Origin of the sequence: Micromonospora sp. NPDC049801 (genome assembly GCF_040656575.1) — a bacterium.
In the GTDB taxonomy this organism is placed as follows: Bacteria; Actinomycetota; Actinomycetes; order Mycobacteriales; family Micromonosporaceae; genus Micromonospora.
The window spans coordinates 42,755-59,893 of record NZ_JBFAMS010000012.1 but is presented as its reverse complement, the minus strand read 5'-3'; the positions used below and the strand labels follow the sequence as shown (position 1 = coordinate 59,893).

The 17,139-nt window shown below is 71.5% G+C and carries 15 protein-coding genes; 5 read left to right on the top strand and 10 right to left on the bottom strand.

Annotation, left to right across the window (positions count from 1 at the left end; all coding sequences use genetic code 11):
* Window positions 1-164 precede the first annotated feature (164 nt).
* Both AB0I89_RS21480 and AB0I89_RS21475 read right to left on the bottom strand, forming a co-directional pair.
* Window positions 165-386 (bottom strand): DUF397 domain-containing protein, encoded by a 222-nt coding sequence (locus tag AB0I89_RS21480; protein WP_355048523.1) that lies wholly within the window; start codon window positions 384-386, stop codon window positions 165-167.
* Window positions 356-1,231 (bottom strand): helix-turn-helix transcriptional regulator, encoded by an 876-nt coding sequence (locus AB0I89_RS21475; protein ID WP_234584497.1) that lies wholly within the window; start codon window positions 1,229-1,231, stop codon window positions 356-358. The genes AB0I89_RS21480 and AB0I89_RS21475 overlap by 31 nt, the downstream gene beginning before the upstream one ends.
* A gap of 623 nt (window positions 1,232-1,854) precedes the next feature.
* Between AB0I89_RS21475 and AB0I89_RS21470 the strand changes: the two genes are divergently transcribed.
* Both AB0I89_RS21470 and AB0I89_RS21465 read left to right on the top strand, forming a co-directional pair.
* On the top strand, window positions 1,855-2,139 hold the full coding sequence (locus AB0I89_RS21470) for a hypothetical protein (protein WP_355048524.1): 285 nt from the start codon (window positions 1,855-1,857) through the stop codon (window positions 2,137-2,139).
* Between the two features lie 98 nt (window positions 2,140-2,237).
* Complete coding sequence (locus AB0I89_RS21465; protein WP_357129418.1) at window positions 2,238-2,681, top strand: hypothetical protein; 444 nt, start codon at window positions 2,238-2,240, stop codon at window positions 2,679-2,681.
* 7 nt (window positions 2,682-2,688) lie between these two features.
* On the opposite strand, the gene AB0I89_RS21460 is transcribed toward AB0I89_RS21465, so the two are convergent.
* Window positions 2,689-3,495 carry a PASTA domain-containing protein gene (locus tag AB0I89_RS21460; protein ID WP_357129415.1) on the bottom strand — a complete coding sequence of 269 codons (807 nt, stop codon included), beginning with the start codon at window positions 3,493-3,495 and terminating at the stop codon, window positions 2,689-2,691.
* A gap of 124 nt (window positions 3,496-3,619) precedes the next feature.
* Window positions 3,620-4,321 carry a PASTA domain-containing protein gene (locus AB0I89_RS21455; RefSeq protein ID WP_357129411.1) on the bottom strand — a complete coding sequence of 234 codons (702 nt, stop codon included), beginning with the start codon at window positions 4,319-4,321 and terminating at the stop codon, window positions 3,620-3,622.
* A gap of 122 nt (window positions 4,322-4,443) precedes the next feature.
* On the opposite strand from AB0I89_RS21455, the gene AB0I89_RS21450 reads away from it, so the two are divergent.
* Window positions 4,444-5,976 (top strand): hypothetical protein, encoded by a 1,533-nt coding sequence (locus tag AB0I89_RS21450; protein ID WP_357129408.1) that lies wholly within the window; start codon window positions 4,444-4,446, stop codon window positions 5,974-5,976.
* Between the two features lie 102 nt (window positions 5,977-6,078).
* Here AB0I89_RS21450 and AB0I89_RS21445 read toward each other — a convergent pair whose 3' ends face one another.
* Together AB0I89_RS21445 and AB0I89_RS21440 are read right to left on the bottom strand one after the other, a co-directional pair.
* Entirely contained in the window at window positions 6,079-7,557 is a 1,479-nt protein-coding gene (locus AB0I89_RS21445; RefSeq protein WP_357129405.1) for a glutamate--cysteine ligase, read from the bottom strand.
* Between the two features lie 283 nt (window positions 7,558-7,840).
* Window positions 7,841-8,422: a YceI family protein gene (locus AB0I89_RS21440; protein WP_357129402.1), complete on the bottom strand. Its 582-nt coding sequence runs from the start codon at window positions 8,420-8,422 to the stop codon at window positions 7,841-7,843.
* Window positions 8,423-8,522: 100 nt separating this feature from the next.
* Here AB0I89_RS21440 and AB0I89_RS21435 point away from each other — a divergent pair, with 100 nt between their 5' ends.
* On the top strand, window positions 8,523-9,023 hold the full coding sequence (locus tag AB0I89_RS21435; RefSeq protein WP_355048531.1) for a MarR family transcriptional regulator: 501 nt from the start codon (window positions 8,523-8,525) through the stop codon (window positions 9,021-9,023).
* 241 nt (window positions 9,024-9,264) lie between these two features.
* Here the strand turns inward: AB0I89_RS21435 and AB0I89_RS21430 are convergent, their stop codons facing one another.
* The 3 genes from AB0I89_RS21430 to AB0I89_RS21420 all read right to left on the bottom strand — a co-directional run bounded on the left by AB0I89_RS21430 (window position 9,265) and on the right by AB0I89_RS21420 (window position 14,874).
* On the bottom strand, window positions 9,265-11,937 hold the full coding sequence (locus AB0I89_RS21430) for a helix-turn-helix domain-containing protein (RefSeq protein ID WP_357129398.1): 2,673 nt from the start codon (window positions 11,935-11,937) through the stop codon (window positions 9,265-9,267).
* Window positions 11,938-12,078: 141 nt separating this feature from the next.
* On the bottom strand, window positions 12,079-13,227 hold the full coding sequence (locus tag AB0I89_RS21425; RefSeq protein WP_357129395.1) for an acyl-CoA dehydrogenase family protein: 1,149 nt from the start codon (window positions 13,225-13,227) through the stop codon (window positions 12,079-12,081).
* A 114-nt stretch (window positions 13,228-13,341) separates the two neighbouring features.
* On the bottom strand, window positions 13,342-14,874 hold the full coding sequence (locus AB0I89_RS21420; RefSeq protein ID WP_357129390.1) for an acyl-CoA carboxylase subunit beta: 1,533 nt from the start codon (window positions 14,872-14,874) through the stop codon (window positions 13,342-13,344).
* Between the two features lie 163 nt (window positions 14,875-15,037).
* Between AB0I89_RS21420 and AB0I89_RS21415 the strand changes: the two genes are divergently transcribed.
* Window positions 15,038-15,598, top strand: coding sequence for a snapalysin family zinc-dependent metalloprotease (locus AB0I89_RS21415; protein WP_357129387.1), 561 nt, complete (start codon window positions 15,038-15,040; stop codon window positions 15,596-15,598).
* A 54-nt stretch (window positions 15,599-15,652) separates the two neighbouring features.
* Here the strand turns inward: AB0I89_RS21415 and AB0I89_RS21410 are convergent, their stop codons facing one another.
* Window positions 15,653-16,573 (bottom strand): hydroxymethylglutaryl-CoA lyase, encoded by a 921-nt coding sequence (locus AB0I89_RS21410; protein WP_357129384.1) that lies wholly within the window; start codon window positions 16,571-16,573, stop codon window positions 15,653-15,655.
* Window positions 16,574-17,139 lie beyond the last annotated feature (566 nt).

Here is a 17,139-nt window from a genome sequence, read left to right as displayed (position 1 = left end):
GGCGGGGGCCATCGACCAACGCCGTACCGACGGGTTCAACGAGGCGGGCCCGCTGTGGCGACGGGAATCCCGGCGGAACCTCGCCGTGCCGGCCGCGAGGAGCGCGGACACGGAACGTCCCCGCCCGGTCGAGGACCGGACGGGGACGTTCATCGACCACTCGGTCAGGCCGAGCCCAACACACCACCCCTGGCTCCGGCAACGAAGGCACGCCAGTCGCCGGGAGCGAAGACCAGGGCCGGACCGGCCTTGTCCTTCGAATCCCGGACGCCGACCGCACCGGTCACGTACGCCACTTCCACGCAGTTGTCGCAGTTGGGCCCACTCTTCGAGCTCTTGAACCACGTCGCCTGCGTCAGGTCCACGGGGAACCTCTTGGTCGCCATTTCGGCTCCTCTGCCAGTTTTGCGATGTGTGCGACGGACTCCTCCGGACGAATGGCCGCAGCGCGGATGTGATCGAAGATGAAGCTGTACTTCTGCAGTTCGTCGCTTTTCTCGAGGAAAAGCCCACCCGTGGCGTTCTCCGCGTACACAACATCCGGATCACCGGGCTCAGGGAAGCTGAGGATCGTGAAGGTGCCGTCCATGCCGGCGTGCGCACCCACCTCGAAGGGGAGGATCTGGAGCGTCACGTTCGGCAACTCGGCCACCTCGACCAACCGCCTGAGTTGGCCGCGCATCACCTCGTCCCCGCCCACCGGCCGACTTACCACCGCCTCATCGAGCACCACCCACAGATCGACCGGATCGTCCTGGGTCAACAACGACTGACGGCCCAGACGGACACGCACCCTTTGATGTACCTGATCGGCCGTGAAGTCCGGACGGGCGGCGCGGATCATCGCCCCGGCGTACTCCTCGGTCTCCAACAGGCCGGGGACGACCTGCTGTTCGTACGCCCGGATGGAGCTGGCTGCCGCCTCCAGGCCGACGTACGCCCCGACCAGCACCGTGCTGTACGGGTGCCACCAGCCCTTCTGCCGCGCCTCGCGGGCGATCTGCACGAGCTCGTCGCTCTCGGCGCCCACGACGCCGTAGATCCGCAGCATGTCCCGCACGTCGCGCGGGGTGGCCGTGGTGTGGCCCGTCTCGATGCGGGAGACCTTGGACGCCGAGCACTCCAACTGCTCGGCCACCACCTCTATGGTGATCCCGGCCGACTCCCGCTGCCGGCGCAACTCCGCGCCGAGCCGTCGCCGTCGGATCGTCGGGCTGCGCCGTTCACTCATCGCGCGGCCTCGACACTTCTGTTTCTTGCCGCTGGTTGCTCGACCCCACTCTCGGGCTACCTCCGGTCGCCGCGCCACTGGTTGTCGCCTGCCGGGGGCGCGACCGTCGCCCGGCGAGCGTTCGCGACGAGGGATGGTGCCGGTCATCGGCCGGCCGCGACGGGCGAAACCGGCCCTCAGTGTGCCGCCCACACGCGGATCGCTTCAAGCGCCGCTTTGCGTGGCGAACTCACGTATCGGCAAAAGTCGGCGTGCAACTTGCATGAAGCACGTCGCTGATGCACTCTGTCCGTATGGCTCGGATCACTCAGCGTTCCGGTCCGCTCTCCGGGAGTGGTGAACCCACCGACCCCGGGCAGCCGGACCGAACGCAGGCCCGGCCAGCGACACCCGGACCTGCGCCGGGGTAATGACCCCACCGCTGCAAGCCAGCTGACTGCGGCGGTGGGCGCGGTTCCCGGCAGCAGTCAGGTGATGGTCGGGTGGCGGCACGCCACCAGCGGGTACGGCCCGACCACCACCAGCACCAGACGGTCCACGAGGCGCGATCCCGCAACCGGGCCGAGACATCCCAGACCAGTCACCGCCGGCATGCCGCCGGCTTACCCTCCCCAGGAGCCCATGTGCTTCCCCGCTCCGGTGACGTTCTGCACGTGACTCGCGCGGCGAGTGTCCAGTTCCTCAGGCCGATCATGTTCCGGGTGATCCGGGTGCTCGACTGGCCGACCTACGACGGTTGGCTCTGGCTCGACGGCTACGAGCTCAACGCCGCCGGCGACGCCGTCAACCGCCGGTCGATCTTCGTACAGCGGGAAGGGCTGCAACAGGTGCAGGCCGCGCCGGTGCCCCGCCCGCACACCGTACGGACCCGGCGACCGGTTACCCGTACGCCGGTCAGAGTCGGCTGACCAGCGCGATCCGCCGCGGGTAGGCGTGCCGTCGCCATAGAATCGGTACGCCCACCCCGGCACCGTTCCACCCGCACGTCCAGGACCCTGAGCCTGGGATGGTCATGGTCAATCAGCCCGCCGTGCGGCGGCACCACCGCTGGAGTATCACCTACGCTCTCGGACTGCTCGCCCTCCTCGGGGCCCTGACCACCGTCGTGGTCCTGGTCCACGATCCGGCGTCGTCGTCCACCCGGCTGGCCGTTCCGGTACCGGCGCCGGAGATCACCGTGGCCGGCTCCGAGCCTCCCGAGGACGAGTACGGCTGGATCGGCGCCGACACCCCCGACGGGTACGCCGGGGCGGCGGCCGACGCGACCGGCCCGGCCACCGGTTCCGGCGCCGGCGGTCAGGCCGACGGTCAGCAGGCACTCGCCGGGACGACGTCGGGCGGCCACCACGGCACCGACGTACGCCGGTCGCTCTTCTGGTCCGGGATCTTCGGCCTCACCATCTCGCTCGCCGGCCTCGGCCTCGTCGGCACCCGCCGCCGTAGGTGGTGAGAACCGGTCACGGCGTGGCCGTCGCCGTCGGGCTCGGGCTGGTCGAGCTGCCGCCCGGCGACGGCCGGGCCTGGGAGATCACCACCAGCACCTCCTGGTCGGTCGGCACCAGGGTGCCGGCCTCCGGATCGGTCCGCACCACCGTGCCCGGCGGCAGCTCGGACGGGCGGTACACCACCCGGTAGCTCAGGCCCAGTCGCTCCAGCAGTCCTTCGGCGGTGGACTGCCCGAGGCCGGTCAGCGGCGGCACCGGTAGCTGCGCCCCCTCGGTGGTGGCCGCCGGGCTGCTCGGCGTCGCGCTGGTGGGCGCCGCCGACGTCGGGGCGCTGCTGGTCGGCGCGGCGGTGACGCTGGTCGGCGGGACGGACGGCGTGGCCGGGTCGTCGGGGTCGTCCTCCCGCGCGCTCAACACCACCCACAGGGCCGCGCCGAGAAGGGCGGCGAACAACAACGCGAGTACGCCCCAGAGGATCGGCAGCCACCACCGACGGCCGCCCTGCTCCTCCACGTACCAGTCCGCGGACGGCTCGGCCGGTCGAGGTGCCCGTACCTCGGCCCGCCCCGACCACGACGGTGGCGTCGACCGCTCGGCCGGCATCCGCGCCGTCCGATCCGCCGAAGACGCAGACGCGGCCCGGTCGATGGGCATCGTCTCGTCCGGCGACGCGCCACCGCCGGACGCGGCCCGGTCGATAGGCATCGTCTCGTCGGTCGACGCGGGCGGTTGCGGGCGGTCGCCGCCGGTGGGCGGCAGAGGGCGCGTGCGGTCGTCGTCCGGTGTCCCGGCGGGGGGCTCCTGGCGGTCGTCGCTCATCGCACGTCCCTTCCCGAACCGGGCGGGCGCCCTGGCCCTCGACGTCAACCTAACCGCCCAGGTCGACATCGGCCGGTATCGGTGGCACGAACCGCGTGCCGCCGGCGGGTCGGGGCCGCTCGGGTCAGGGGGTGGGCTTCGCGGTCGGCTGGCTCGGTGGGGCAGCCGCGCCGCACCAGATGCTGACCTCGTCGTTCCAGCGTGCCGGACCGTCCTCGGCCGGTTCCTGCCGACTGACCTTCCCACTGCGCCCGCTGCGGTAACTCGGGTAGAGCCCCTCCTCGACCAACTCTTCCGCTGCCTTGGCGCAGTCGTCGCCGACCACGTCCGGCACTTCGGCGGCCGGCGGTGGCCCGGCGATCTGCAGTTGAACCGTGGTACCCCGGGTCACCGGGGTGCCCACCGCCGGCGAGGCGCTCTCCACCCTGCGTCCGGTGCCGACGCCGAAGACCAGCCGCCAACCCAACCGCTGTTCGCGCAGCATCTCGCGCGCCTGGAGGAAGTCGGTCCCGACCACCGGGGGCACGGTCAGCCCGGTCCCCTTCGTCGCGGAGGCGGTCGTGCGGGGAGCGGACGGGGTGGTCCGGCCGGTGGTCGGTCGAGACGAGGTGGCCTCCTCGGTCGGTGTACCTGCCGTGGTGGCGACCGCCTGCGGGGTCCCCGGAGACTCGTCGTCCTCGCCGGCCAGCAGCCAACCGCCGGTCGCGCCGACCACGGCGAGGAGCACCGCGACCAGTCCGCCACCGAGCAACACGCCAGCTCGGCGGCCGTCACCGCCGTCCCGGCCACCGGAGGATTCCTGCCGACCCGTGTTCGCGTCCGTCATACCGTCCACCGCCTCATCACCGGCGACCGTACCGTTCGCCGCCCACCACGTTGTGCCGACGGTCCGTACCGGCGGGTCGCCGCGACTCGCCGCACCGACGACGGGACGTTACGCTGCCCGGCATGGCCAGACGGGGCTGGGGAGTATCGATCGCGACGGCGGTCGGGGTCGCTGCCGGCGCGGGCGCCGCGCAACTGGGCTTCGGCTACGGGCTCGGCGTCATCACCTGGACGCCCACCGAGGCCGGGGCCAACGGCACGGCCTGGGCCGACGGCCTCGCCTGGGCCACCTGGCTCGCCGCCAGCTCCACTGTGCTGGGAGCTGTCTGCGCGCAGCGACTGCACCAGCGTGCGACGCCCACGCCGACGACCGGCGCCGCAGCGGCGGACGAGGCTGACCTGCCGCAGTCGCCGGCGCTCACGCCGGGCCAACCGACCCGGGCCGAGGGCGCCGACGTGCCGCAGGATCGGCCGGTCATCGATCCGCAGGATCGGCCGGTCATCGATCGGGCCGAACCGGTGGCCGTCGAGCACCCCGGTCTGCTCCGCCGGCTGTCCCTGGCGCTCGGTGCCGGGCTCGGTGGACTGGTCACCGTACTGCTGGTCGCCGTACCGGCGCGGGTCGCCGCGGGCGCCGACACCGGCGCGCCGCAGCGGGTCGCGGCCCTGCACGCGGCGCTGGGAATCCTGATCGGCGTCCTCGTCGCGCTCTGGGCGCTGCGCTCCCGCACGGTCGCGGTGAACATCACCGCGACGGCCGCCTGGCTGTGGCTGCTCGCCGTGGTCTCGGTCATCGACGGTGTACGCGTCGGACGCGGGCTGACCGGCGCCCAACTCGGCACCTGGCAGCTCGACCCGGACCACGGGCGGTACTGGATCGGGGGCCAGATCTACTGGCCGGGCGCGCTGCTGGCACTCGTACCCGCGCTTCTGATCGGTGCCCTCGCCGCCCGCGGCGCCGCGCGTCCGGGCGGACACCGGGTGGGCGCGGCGGCCTCCGGTGCGGCCGGCCCGCTGCTCGTCGCGCTCGCCTACCTGACCACCGTGCCGAGGTGGGCGACCCCCGGCCCGGCACAGTTCTCGACCCAGCTCATCGCCCCGTACGCGGTGATCGCCGGGGTCGGCGGCTCGATACTGGTCGCCCGGCTCGCCGAGAGGGCCGGCCACCGACGGGCCGCCGACCGCCGTCCGACCGCCCCGGCCGCCGGTCCGGACGCCGCCTCGACGGGTGGGTCGGCGAACCCCAAGCTGACATCGGGCGACGTGTCCGACCCGACGTCGACCGCTCCGACCGGCCAACGCGAACCGGCGTCGGCCCCTCCGGCCGGCTCACCCGGCTCGACGTCGGCCCCTCCGGCGGACTTCACCCGGGCCGGAGGGCTCCCGACCGATCGGACGACGCCCACGAGAGAGGGCGTGGCGGACGCCGGGCGACCCGGACGCCGCGCCCGCTCGGTGACCGACGCCGCAGCCGGCACGGCAACCCGACGCGGCAGGACGCCGTCGGCACCGACAAGCCCGCGCGGGGACCAGCCCGCCGACGCGACCACCACCGCACCCCGCGTCCCGGCCCCACGCCCCGACCCCGACGCCGCGCCCCCAACCGACGCCCCAACCGCGCCCCGAGCCCGCCCACCCCGACGCCCCACCACCTGACCCCACCGCCATCCACCTGTTGATCAAGAGGTTTGCGTCATCAGCGGCGCGATTTCTGACGCGAACCTCTTGATCAACCAGGCCCGGGGTGGGGTGGGGTGGTTACTGGACGGGCCAGGTGTGGACTGGTTCGTTGGTGCGTTGGAGTTCCGCGTAGCGCTTGACCATGTGGTGCAGGGCTGCCGGGCGGTCCATGCCGTGGTGGTGCTCCGCCGCCCAGACCGCCTCGGTCTGCCAGACGGAGCCGTTGCGACCGGTACGGCAGCGCTGCTCGATGATGCCGAGCAGCCGGTCCCGTTGCGCCGGCGCGACGCCGAAGCCGTCCAGTCCGGTCGCGGCGACGGGCAGCAACTGATCGAGTACGAGCTTGGTGACCGGCACGTCACCGACCCCGGGCCAGTGCAGCACGGCGTCCAGACCACGGCGGGCCGCCGAGTGGAAGTTCTCCTCGGCTGAGGAGAAGGTGAGCTGACTCCAGATCGGCCGGTCGGCCTCGGCCAGACCACGGACCAGTCCGAAGTAGAAGGCCGCGTTGGCCAGCATGTCCACCACGGTGGGACCGGCGGGCAGCACCCGGTTCTCCACCCGCAGGTGCGGGCGGCCGTTCATGATGTCGTAGACCGGGCGGTTCCAGCGGTAGACCGTGCCGTTGTGCAGCCGCAGCTCGCTGAGTTGGGGCACCCCGCCGGCGTGCAGCACCTCCACGGGGTCCTCGTCCTCGCAGATCGGCAGCAGTGGTGGGAAGTACCGGACGTTCTCCTCGAACAAGTCGAAGATCGAGGTGATCCACCGCTCGCCGAACCAGACCCGGGGGCGTACGCCCTGGGCCTTGAGTTCCTCCGGACGAGTGTCGGTGGCCTGCTTGAACAGGGCGATCCGGGTCTCGGCCCAGAGTTGGCGGCCGTAGAGGAAGGGCGAGTTCGCCCCGACCGCCACCTGCACTCCGGCGATGGCCTGGGACGCGTTCCAGTAGTCGGCGAAGCTGTCCGGCGCGACCTGGAGGTGGAACTGGAGACTCGTGCAGGCCGCCTCGGGGGCGATCGAGTCGGTGTGCGTCCGCAACTGCTCGACGCCACGGATGTCGAGTTCGATGGCCTCGCCCCGGGCGCCGACGATCTGGTCGTTGAGGACCCGGTAGCGCTCGTTGGTGGAGAGGTTGTCCTCGACCAGGTGCCCCTCGGTGAGGGTGGGCAGGATGCCGACCAGGACGATCTTCGCGTCGGACCTGGCGGCGCGCTCGTCGGCCCGGGAGAGGCTGCTACGCAGGTCGTGCTCGTAGTCGGCGAAACCGGCGCCCTCGATCAGCCGGGGCTCGGCGTTCAACTCCAGGTTGAACTGCCCCAGCTCGGTCTGGAAGAGCGGATCGGCGATCTCGGCGAGGATCTCCTCGTTGCGCATCGCCGGCTCGGCCGCCGAGTCGACCAGATTCAGCTCGATCTCGAGGCCGGTCATCGGCCGGTCGGCGTCGAACCCGAAGTCGTCGAGCATCAGGGCGAAGACGTCGAGGCACCGCCGGACCTTCTGCCGGTAGCGGACGCGGTCCTCCCGGGTGAAGGCGCCCTGCGAGACGTCCCTGCCCATGTGTCCTCCCGACAACCCGCGCGGTCGGGATTCTGCCGTCCCGGAAGCGCATTGTGAACCATCAACGGTAAGAGCGCTCGCCTGGCCGGGGCCAGAGGCCGACGACGGTGATCCGACGACGGCCGAGTGGATTCGCTCGTGGCGCCATCTCTACCCCGTCGCCAGCATGCCGGACCTCGCGGGGGCAAGAACAAGTCGTGACAATTCACACGCGCCCGGCACGGACGACACCGGGCCCGCGCCGACGTGCGGCGCGGGCCCGGTGTACGGGTGATCCGTGGGATCAGGCCTGGCGGACGGCCTCGCCCTCGATCTCGATCTTGATCTTCTTGCCGACCAGCACGCCGCCGGTCTCCAGGGCGACGTTCCAGGTCAGACCGAACTCCTCGCGGTCGATCTCGGTGCTCGCGGAGAAGCCAAAGATGTCCTGGCCAAACGGGCTGCGACCCACGCCCTCGAACTCGACCTCCAGCTCGACCGGACGGGTGACGCCCTTGACGGTCAGCTCACCGTCGAGCACGAACTCGTTGCCCTTGCGGGACTTGACGCCGGTGCTGCGGAACTCCAGGGTCGGGTACTGCTCCGCGTCGAGGAACTCGGGGCTGCGCAGGTGCGCGTCCCGGTCGTCCTGGGTGGTGTCGATGCTGGCGGCCTGGATGGTCGCGACGACCGAGGACTGCAGCGGGTCCTCGCTGACGGTGATGGTGGCGGTCGCCTCGTTGAACTCACCGCGGACCTTGCTCACCATCATGTGCCGGGCGACGAAGCCGACCCGCTTGTGCGCCGCGTCCAGCACGTAGGTGCCGGCCGCCGGGATGGTGAGACCGTCCCAGTCGCGGGTAACCGCGTCGATGCTGCTGGTCATGACTGGTGTCCTCCAGAGGATTGTTTAGTAGCCCAACGACTGCTTCAGCAAATATAACCGCAACAACATTCCCCGTGTCAAGGACTGGTAGGATTAACGAGTGACCAACGTGTTCGACGACCCCCGGATCACCGCGGTTGGCCTCCTGTACGAGGCCCACGCCGGGCTCTCAGCCCGGTTCGCCGCCCAACTCGAGGAGCACGGCCTCTCCCAGGTCGAGTTCGAGGTGATCACCCGACTGGCCCGCTCGCCCGGCAACCAGCTACGGATGACCGACCTCGCCGCACAGACCTCACTGTCCACCAGCGGCGTGACCCGGGTGGTGGACCGGATGGAACGCGACGGACTGCTCACCCGTCGAGCATGCCCGAACGACCGCCGTAGCTCGTATGCGGTGGTCACCGCGTCCGGAATGCAGCGGCTCGACGAGACACTGCCCGGGCACCTGCGGATCATCGAACAGTGGTTCACCGGCCAACTCGAACCCGAGGCCCTGGCGGCACTGCTCGACGGCCTGCGGCGGGTGCGGGACGCGGTCCATCCTGGCGCGACCGCCGGCAGTACCGAGCAGGAGACGGCCGACGACTGCGACCCGACCTGACCGTCGGCCCGCAAGATGGGCCTCCGGGCGGTACCGGCAGAAGGACCGGCAGAACTGACCCCAAAGACCGGACAAACCTCTTGAAAAACACCTTCTTCCCCGGCAACGGTGGCAGGCTTTCGCCCACCGGGGAATCACCGGGGGGTGACGGCGCGGGCGAACAGCGAGGGGTAGCACCAAGGGGGCTCTTCGCCCGCGCCACTCTCCATCCGGCGGTCCATCGACGCCGACCGGCCACCGCTCACCGTTCGGTGGCTCCACCCCGGGCGGCGATCAGCGCGTAGAGCAGCCCGGACTCCTGCGGCAGCAGTCGGATCCCGGTTTCCTCGCAGACCTGGTCCAGACGATCGAGGACCGTCGGATCTCCGGTGCTCGCGGCGAGGCCCACCAGCGCCTCCACGACGTCCCGGCGATCGTGACCGGCCTCGACGGCGGCCGCGAACCACTCGGCCGCCAACTCCCGATCACCCCGGTGCAGCGCCAGGTTCCCCTCGATCAGCGCGCAGATCCCCGCCTCCGGTCCGCTCCACGACAACACGCTGTCGTCCGACCGTGGTCGCGGCAGTCCGACCCGCTCCAACCACTGCCGCCCCGGCACGGCGACGGTCGCCTCGGCACCGCCGGCGCGCAGCTCGGTGAGCACCTCGGTCGCCTCGGCGGCACGGCCGTCCTGAGCCAGCGCCAGACCGACCGTGCCGAGCACCCGACGGCGATGTCCCGGGTCGCCCAGCTCGAACAACGCCGCCACCGCACGCCGCCCCTGGTCGACGGCGTCGGCGTACCGGCCCTCGAGGCGGGACACCTCGGCCCGGTTGGCCCAGGCCAGCACGCGCAACCGCTGCTCACCCCCCTCGGCCGCGAGCCGGTCCACGGCGGCCAGCCGCCGGCGTGCCGCCGCCAGGTCGCCGACGCGGATCTCGTGCCAGGCAAGGCTGTTCTGCGCCACCGCCAGATCACGCGTACGACCGTTGCGGGCGGCGAGCCGGAGCACCGCCTCGGCCTGATCCCGCGCCTCGTCGTGCCCGCCGACGGTGGTCAGCAGAGCACCGAGCACCCCGCGCGCCTCCAACTCGCCGGTCACGTCGCCCGAGTGTCGGAAGATCTCCAACGCGGCGCGTGCCGTGGGTAACTCTTCTGCCTCGGCACCGTGTTCGGCCGCGAGCCGTGCCATCCCGAGGCTGGCCCAGCCGCGCAGGATCGGGTCCGCGTCGGCGGTTCGCGGGTCGGCCAGCAGACGTCGCAGCCACTGCCGCCCGGCGACGTCCCGGCCCCGGAACCGCCACCAGCGGGGGAGGCAGGCGGCGAGCCGGAGCGCGGTCAGGGGGTCATCGGTGGCCGCGTGGGCGAGCGCGGAGCTGATATCGCTGCTCAGCTGGTCGAGCCGGTGCACCGCGTCGAGCATCCGTGGGCCGGCCAGGTCGGCGGCGGTCCGCGCCACGAGGCGGGCGGTCACCTCCGCGTGCCGACGCCGTACGCAGGTCAGCTCACCACCGCCGACCGCCTGCTCCACGGCGAAGTCACGGACCGCGTCGAGCAGGCGGAACCGGAACGGCCCGGTGCCGCGAACGCTCAGCAGGCCCAGCTCGACCAGGCGGTCCAGCACCGGGACCGGATCGATGGCGACGGTTCCGTCCCGGTCGGCCTCGTCGGCGAGCATCTCCTCGGCCATCTCCACCGACCACCGGTTGCCAAACATGGCGAGTCGCCGCAGCGCGTCGCGCTCGTGCGGCGCGAGCAGGCGGTAGCTGGTCGCCACCGCGTCCCGCAGGGTCACCGCCACCGCCGCCCGGGTGGCATCGGTGGCGTACGGACGGCGGGCGGCCGACTCCGGCCCGTCCCACCGGGCACGGGTCTCCTCGGTCGAGGTGGTCAGGTCGAGGACCCGGTCGCCGTACCGGTCGAGCAGTTCGGTGAGGTCGAGCAGCCGCCCCCGGGCGGCCATCAGCTCGATGGCCAGTGGCAGGCCACCCAGCCGGCGGACCAGGGCGGCCAGTGCTGGTAGCTCGTCGGGGCCGGGCGGTTCCCGACGGACCTGGGCGAGCCGTGCGATGAACAGCGCGACCGCTGGCCACGAGACGAGCGTGGCCGGACCGGATTGTTCGCCGTCCGGCGGTGGCACCTCGAGCGGGGCGACCGGCCAGACCCGTTCGCCGGGTAGCCCCACCGGATGCCGGCCGGTTACCAGCACCCGCAGCGACGGCAGTACGGTGCCCAACCGGTGCAGTGTCTCGGCCACCGGGCCGGGGGCGCGCTCGACGGCGTCCATGACCAGCAGCGCCCGCCGGCCGGCGAGGCGGGCGACCAGTTCCGGTAACCGGGCGGCGCCGAGGACGGTCATCGAGGCCGCGAGGACGTCCGGCCCGTCCGAACCCTCGCCGACCAGCACGCCGGCCACACCGCCCGGATGCGCCCGTGCCGCCGCGTGGGCCACGGCGAGCGCGAGCGCGGTCTTGCCGACCCCGGCCAGGCCGACGAGGCTGATCAGCCGTGGTCCGTGTTCCGCGGTCAGCATCGCGGCCAACTCGGTGACATCGCGATCGCGTCCGATCAGGGCGACCGGCGGCGGAAGGGCGACCGGCGCGTCGACTCGGGTGGCTTGCGCCGACGCGACGCCGACCGCGCCCGGGCCGACATCCGACGGCGGCTCGCCGCCGACAGGGCCGCGGGCCGTGGCCAGGAATGCCGCCCGGACGGCACCGGTCAACCCCAACGCCGTGGCGAGCAGATCGACGGTGGTGCGCTGTGGCCGGACCGACCGGCCACGCTCCAGGTCCCGCACCGTCCGCACACCGACTCGGGCACGGGACGCCAGTTCCGCCTGGGTCAGACCGGCGGCGCGCCGGTGCGCACGGAGCAGCTCCGGCAGCCCGGTACGACCGGCCGGGCTCCGCGACCACCCATGATCCGGAGTCATGGGCACGAAGAGTACGGTTCGCCTCCGACCATCGGCAGTCGAACGTCGTCCTGCCGACGTCCGCTCGCCGATAATCCGACAGCCGAGGGGTCGATCGACGGGGAGTGGTTGGTAACCCCCGAGATCGCCCGAGGGGTGGGATCAGAGGCCCAGATCGCGGGCGATGATCATGCGTTGCACCTCGCTGGTGCCCTCGCCGATCTCCAGGATCTTGGAGTCCCGCCAGAACCGGGCGACCGGGTACTCGTTCATGAATCCGTAGCCGCCGTGGATCTGGGTGGCCTCCCGGGCGTTGTCCACCGCGATCGTGCTCGCGTGCAGCTTCGCGATGGCGGCCTGCCGCTTGAACGGCTCGCCGGCAAGCATCCGGGCGGCGGCGTCGTAGTAGGCCAGGCGGGCGGTGTGCGCCTTCAGCTCCATGTCCGCGATCTTGAACTGGATGGCCTGGTTGTCACCGATCGGCCGGCCGAAGGCGTGCCGCTCCTTGGCGTACTTGATGGACTCGTCGACGCAGCCCTGGGCGAGGCCGACAGCCAACGCGGCGATCGCGATCCGGCCCTCGTCGAGGATCCGCAGAAACTGTGCGAAGCCCCGTCCGCGCGCACCGAGCAGGTTGGCCGCCGGCACCCGGCAGTCGTCGAAGGTCAGCTCGTGGGTGTCCGAGGCGGTCCAACCGACCTTGGAGTAACCCGGAGCCACCGTGAATCCGGGCGTGCCGGTGGGCACGATGATCGTCGACAGCTCCTTGGAGCCGTCCGGCTTGGTGCCGGTCACCGCCGTGACGGTCACCATGGCCGTGATGTCGGTGCCCGAGTTGGTGATGAACGCCTTCGCGCCGTTGATCACCCACTCGTCGCCGTCCAGCACGGCCCGCGTCTGGGTGCCGCCGGCGTCGGAACCGGTGCCCGGCTCGGTGAGGCCGAAGCCGGCCAGGGCCTCCCCGCTGAGCAGCCGGGGCAGCCAGGTCGCCTTCTGCTCCTCGGTGCCGAAGCGGTAGATCGGCATCGCGCCGAGCGAGACGGCCGCCTCCAACGTGATAGCCACGCTGGAGTCGACCCGGGCCAACTCCTCCAGGGCCAGGCACAGCGCGAAGTAGTCGCCGCCCATCCCGCCGTGCTCCTCGTCGAAGGGCAGGCCGAACAGGCCCATCTTGCCCATCTGCCGGATCACCTCGTACGGGAAGGTGTGCCGCTCGTAGTGCTCGGCGATCACCGGGGCAACCACCTCGCGGGCGAAGTCCCGCACGATCTCCCGCAGCGCCGCTTGTTCGTCGGTGAGCCGGAAGTCCATCTCGATCCTCCTACTGGGCGGGCCGCCCGGCGCTCGTGACGCGGAAGCGGCTGAAGCGTTAGGAAGGGCCCCCTCCTATACCCCAGGCGTTAAGTAGGGGCCCTTCCTTGCGGGTCAGACGGGGGTGACGCCGTGGCGGCGTCGGGAGAAGGTGCGGTCCTTGGTGCGGGCCGCCGCGAACCGGCGGACCAGCTCGTCGCGCAGGTCGTGCGGCTCGACGATGGCGTCCACCACCAGCTCGCTGGCGAGCCGGACGACGTCGATGTCCTGCTCGTACTCGGCCCGTTTGGCGGCCACGAAGGCGGCCCGCTCGTCCGCGTCCTCGATCGCCGCGATCTTGTTGGCGTAGACGGCGTTCACGGCGGCCTCGGCGCCCATCACCGCGATCTTGGCGCTGGGCAGCGCGATCGTCGCGTCCGGCTCGAAGCCGGGGCCGGCCATCGCGTACAGGCCCGCGCCGTACGCCTTGCGGACGACCACGCAGATCTTCGGCACGGTCGCCTCGGAGATCGCGGTGATCATCTTGGCGCCGTGCCGGATGATGCCCTGCTTCTCCACCGCGCTGCCGACCATGAAGCCGGGCACGTCACTGAGGAACAGCAGCGGCACGTTGAACGCGTCGCAGAGCTGCACGAACCGGGTGGCTTTGTCGGCCGAGTCGACGAAGAGCACGCCGCCCTTGAACATCGAGTTGTTGCCGAGCACGCCGACGACCTGGCCGTCGAGGCGGCCGAAGCCGATGGTCAGCTCCTTGGCCCACAGTGCCTGGATCTCGAAGAAGGAACCCTCGTCGAGCAGGCCCTTGACGTACCGTCGCATGTCGAACGCCTGCCGCTCGCTGGCCGGCACCAGCGCGGCCAGGTCGGCCTTCGCGGGCGCGGCGACCGCCGGCGCGGCCGGCGGCGCCTGGGTCCAGTTCGCCGGCAGGTACGACAGGTAGGTCTTCACCACGTCGAGCGCGTCGGCCTCGGTCTTGCAGAGGAAGTGCCCGACGCCGGACTCGGCGGTGTGCACCTTGGCCCCGCCCATCGCTTCCAGGGTGGTCTTCTCCCCGGTGACCATCTCGACCATCCGGTCGGACCCGAGATACATGCTGGCGTTGCCGTCGACCATCGCCACCACGTCGCAGAACGCCGGGATGTATGCCCCTCCGGCGGCGCTCGGGCCGAACAGTGCGCAGACCTGCGGGATCGAGCCGGAGGCGCGGACCTGGTTCCAGAAGATCTTGCCGGCCCCACGGCGGCCGGGGAAGAGGTCGACCTGGTCGGTGATCCGGGCGCCGGCCGAGTCGACCAGGTAGACCATCGGGACGCCGGCCCCGTAGGCCCGCTCGATGATCCGGATGATCTTCTCGACGGTACGGGCGCCCCAACTGCCGGCCTTCACGGTGGAGTCGTTGGCCATCAGGCAGACCTGCCGGCCGTCGATCGTGGCGGTGCCGGTGACCACGCCGTCGGCCGGCAGGCCGTCGGCGAGCGCGTTGGCGTAGAGGCCGTCCTCGACGAAGGAGCCCTCGTCGACGAGGAGCGCGACGCGTTCGCGGGCGAAGAGCTTGCCCTTGGCCTCGTTGGCCGCGTGGTACTTGTCCGCGCCGCCGGACCGGGCCCGCTTGCGCAGTTGTTCCAGCGCCTCACCGTCGAGCGTCACGCCGACTCCCTCGCCCGTGCTGACCTGAACGATCGTTAGGCTATCGCATCCGCGCACCCTCCGGCGACCCATGCCGCACCGACGCTCCTTCGAACGAAACATTGAAATCTATTAATCTCTGTGGATAGGCTCCTGGCACCCCCTCCCGGATAAGGAGTCAGCGATGACCTCACGACTCAGTCGGCTCGCCGTCGCGTTGGTCGCGACGGCAGGTGCCACGCTCGGCGTCACGGTCGCCAACCCCGCGCCCGCGTCCGCCGCGATGACCATCTGCTACAACACCAGCCAGGCAGGCGCCTACGCGGGCACCGCCAACCAGGCCGCCTCGATCTGGAACAACGCCACCGTCAACCTGACGCTCTCCGCGAACTGCGGCTCCAACCTGCGGATCTACCAGATCACCGGCGGCGGCTCGTACGCCGTGCGGACCAGCCTCGGCAACGGCCGGGTCTACATCGACACCCAGCAGGCGGCGCAGTACAGCCCGCTGCGGATCATGACCCACGAGATCGGGCACATCCTCGGTCTGCCGGACAACTACAACGGCAACTGCGCGATCCTGATGTCCGGCGGCAGCGCCGGCACCAGCTGCACCAACCCGTACCCGAGCAGCGCCGAGGCGAACCGGGTGAGCAACCTGTTCGCCGGTACGTTCAGCGCGACCGACCGCAGCGCGGACATCTTCCGCGACAGCTGGCCGTCGGCGCTCACCACGGTGGGCTGACCGAACCGCGCACCACGAAGGGGCCGGCAGTGCGCCGGCCCCTTCCGCGCGTTCTCAGCTCGGCATCGGCGTCAGTCGCGTACGCGGGCCGGCCCGCAGCACACCGGACGGCAGCGTCTTGCCGAGCAGTTCCTCGGCCAACTCGGCCACCTCGATCAGGGCGTCCAGGTCGATGCCGGTGTCGATGCCCATGTCGTGCAGCATGTGCACCGCCTCCTCCGTCGCCAGGTTGCCACTCGCACCCGGCGCATACGGGCAGCCACCGAGACCGCCGACGCTCGCGTCGAACTCGGTCACCCCCAGCTCCAGCGCGGTCAGCAGGTTGGCCAGCGCCGTACCCCGGGTGTTGTGGAAGTGCAGCAGCACCGGCACGTGCGCGTTGCGGTCGCGTACCGCGGTCAGCAGCTCACGGACCCGACGCGGCGTGCCCATGCCGGTCGTGTCGCCGAAGGCCACCCGGTCCGCGCCGTCGCGGACGACCCGGTCGACGATGCCGGCGACACGGCGCGGGTCGACGTCCCCCTCGTACGGGCACCCGAAGCTGGTCGCCACGATCACCTCGACCCGCGCGGAGGCCCCGTGCAGAAGGTCGATCAGCTCGGCGATGTCGTCCAGCGACTCGTCGGTCGAGCGGTTGACGTTGCGGCGGTTGTGCGTGTCGCTGGCCGACACCACCACCTCGATCTCGGTGAAGCCGGCGGCCAGGGCCCGCTGAGCGCCCCGGGTGTTCGGCACCAGCGCCGAATACCGCACCCCGTCGACCTTCGCCGCCCGCCGCCACACCTCGTCGGCGTCGGCCATCTGCGGAATCGCCCTGGGGTGCACGAACGACACCGCCTCGATCCGGCGTACGCCGGTGGCGGAGAGCGCGTCGAGCAGTCGCACCTTGGCGTCGGCGGGGATGGGCTCTTCGTTCTGCAATCCGTCCCGCGGCCCAACCTCACGGATCGACACGGAGTTTGGCAGTTCCGCCATGGGGTCACCTCACTGTCTGCCCTGGTGGGGCAACGGTAGCGACATCGGCCCGGATAACCGCCAGCGCCGAGGACGGTACGGACACGGTGTGCGATGGCTCTCCGCCGAGGTGGGCCGTCCAGCCAGCACCGGACCACCCTTCGGCGGATGAATCAGGCCAGAAGGATGCCATCACCGGCGGCGGCATGGAACTGCGGGCGGTCGGGTGGCTACGTTGGTGCCGGCGGGACGGCGGGGCCAGCCATCGGCTCGACCCCACCGTCTGGACGCCTCCGGTGGTCAGCGCTGCGACGGTCCTTCCAAGAGCTCCGCAGCGCATCGGAGTGCGGTCGAGAGGGCGCCGGCGCACGCGCGCCCGGCACTTCCGGGCCAGCGGCCCGGTACCGGGCAACCACCGTGCACCGAGGCTGGACACCGGCGGTCCCGGCCTCCCCGGCCAGAGCCGAGGCGAGCCACCCCGCCTGGCCAACCAACCCTGGCACAAGACCGACAACCCCGACAACCTCCCCAGGTGCCGCTGACAGGCCCTCGCCAGCCGCGTCGATCAAGAGGTTTGCGTCAAAATT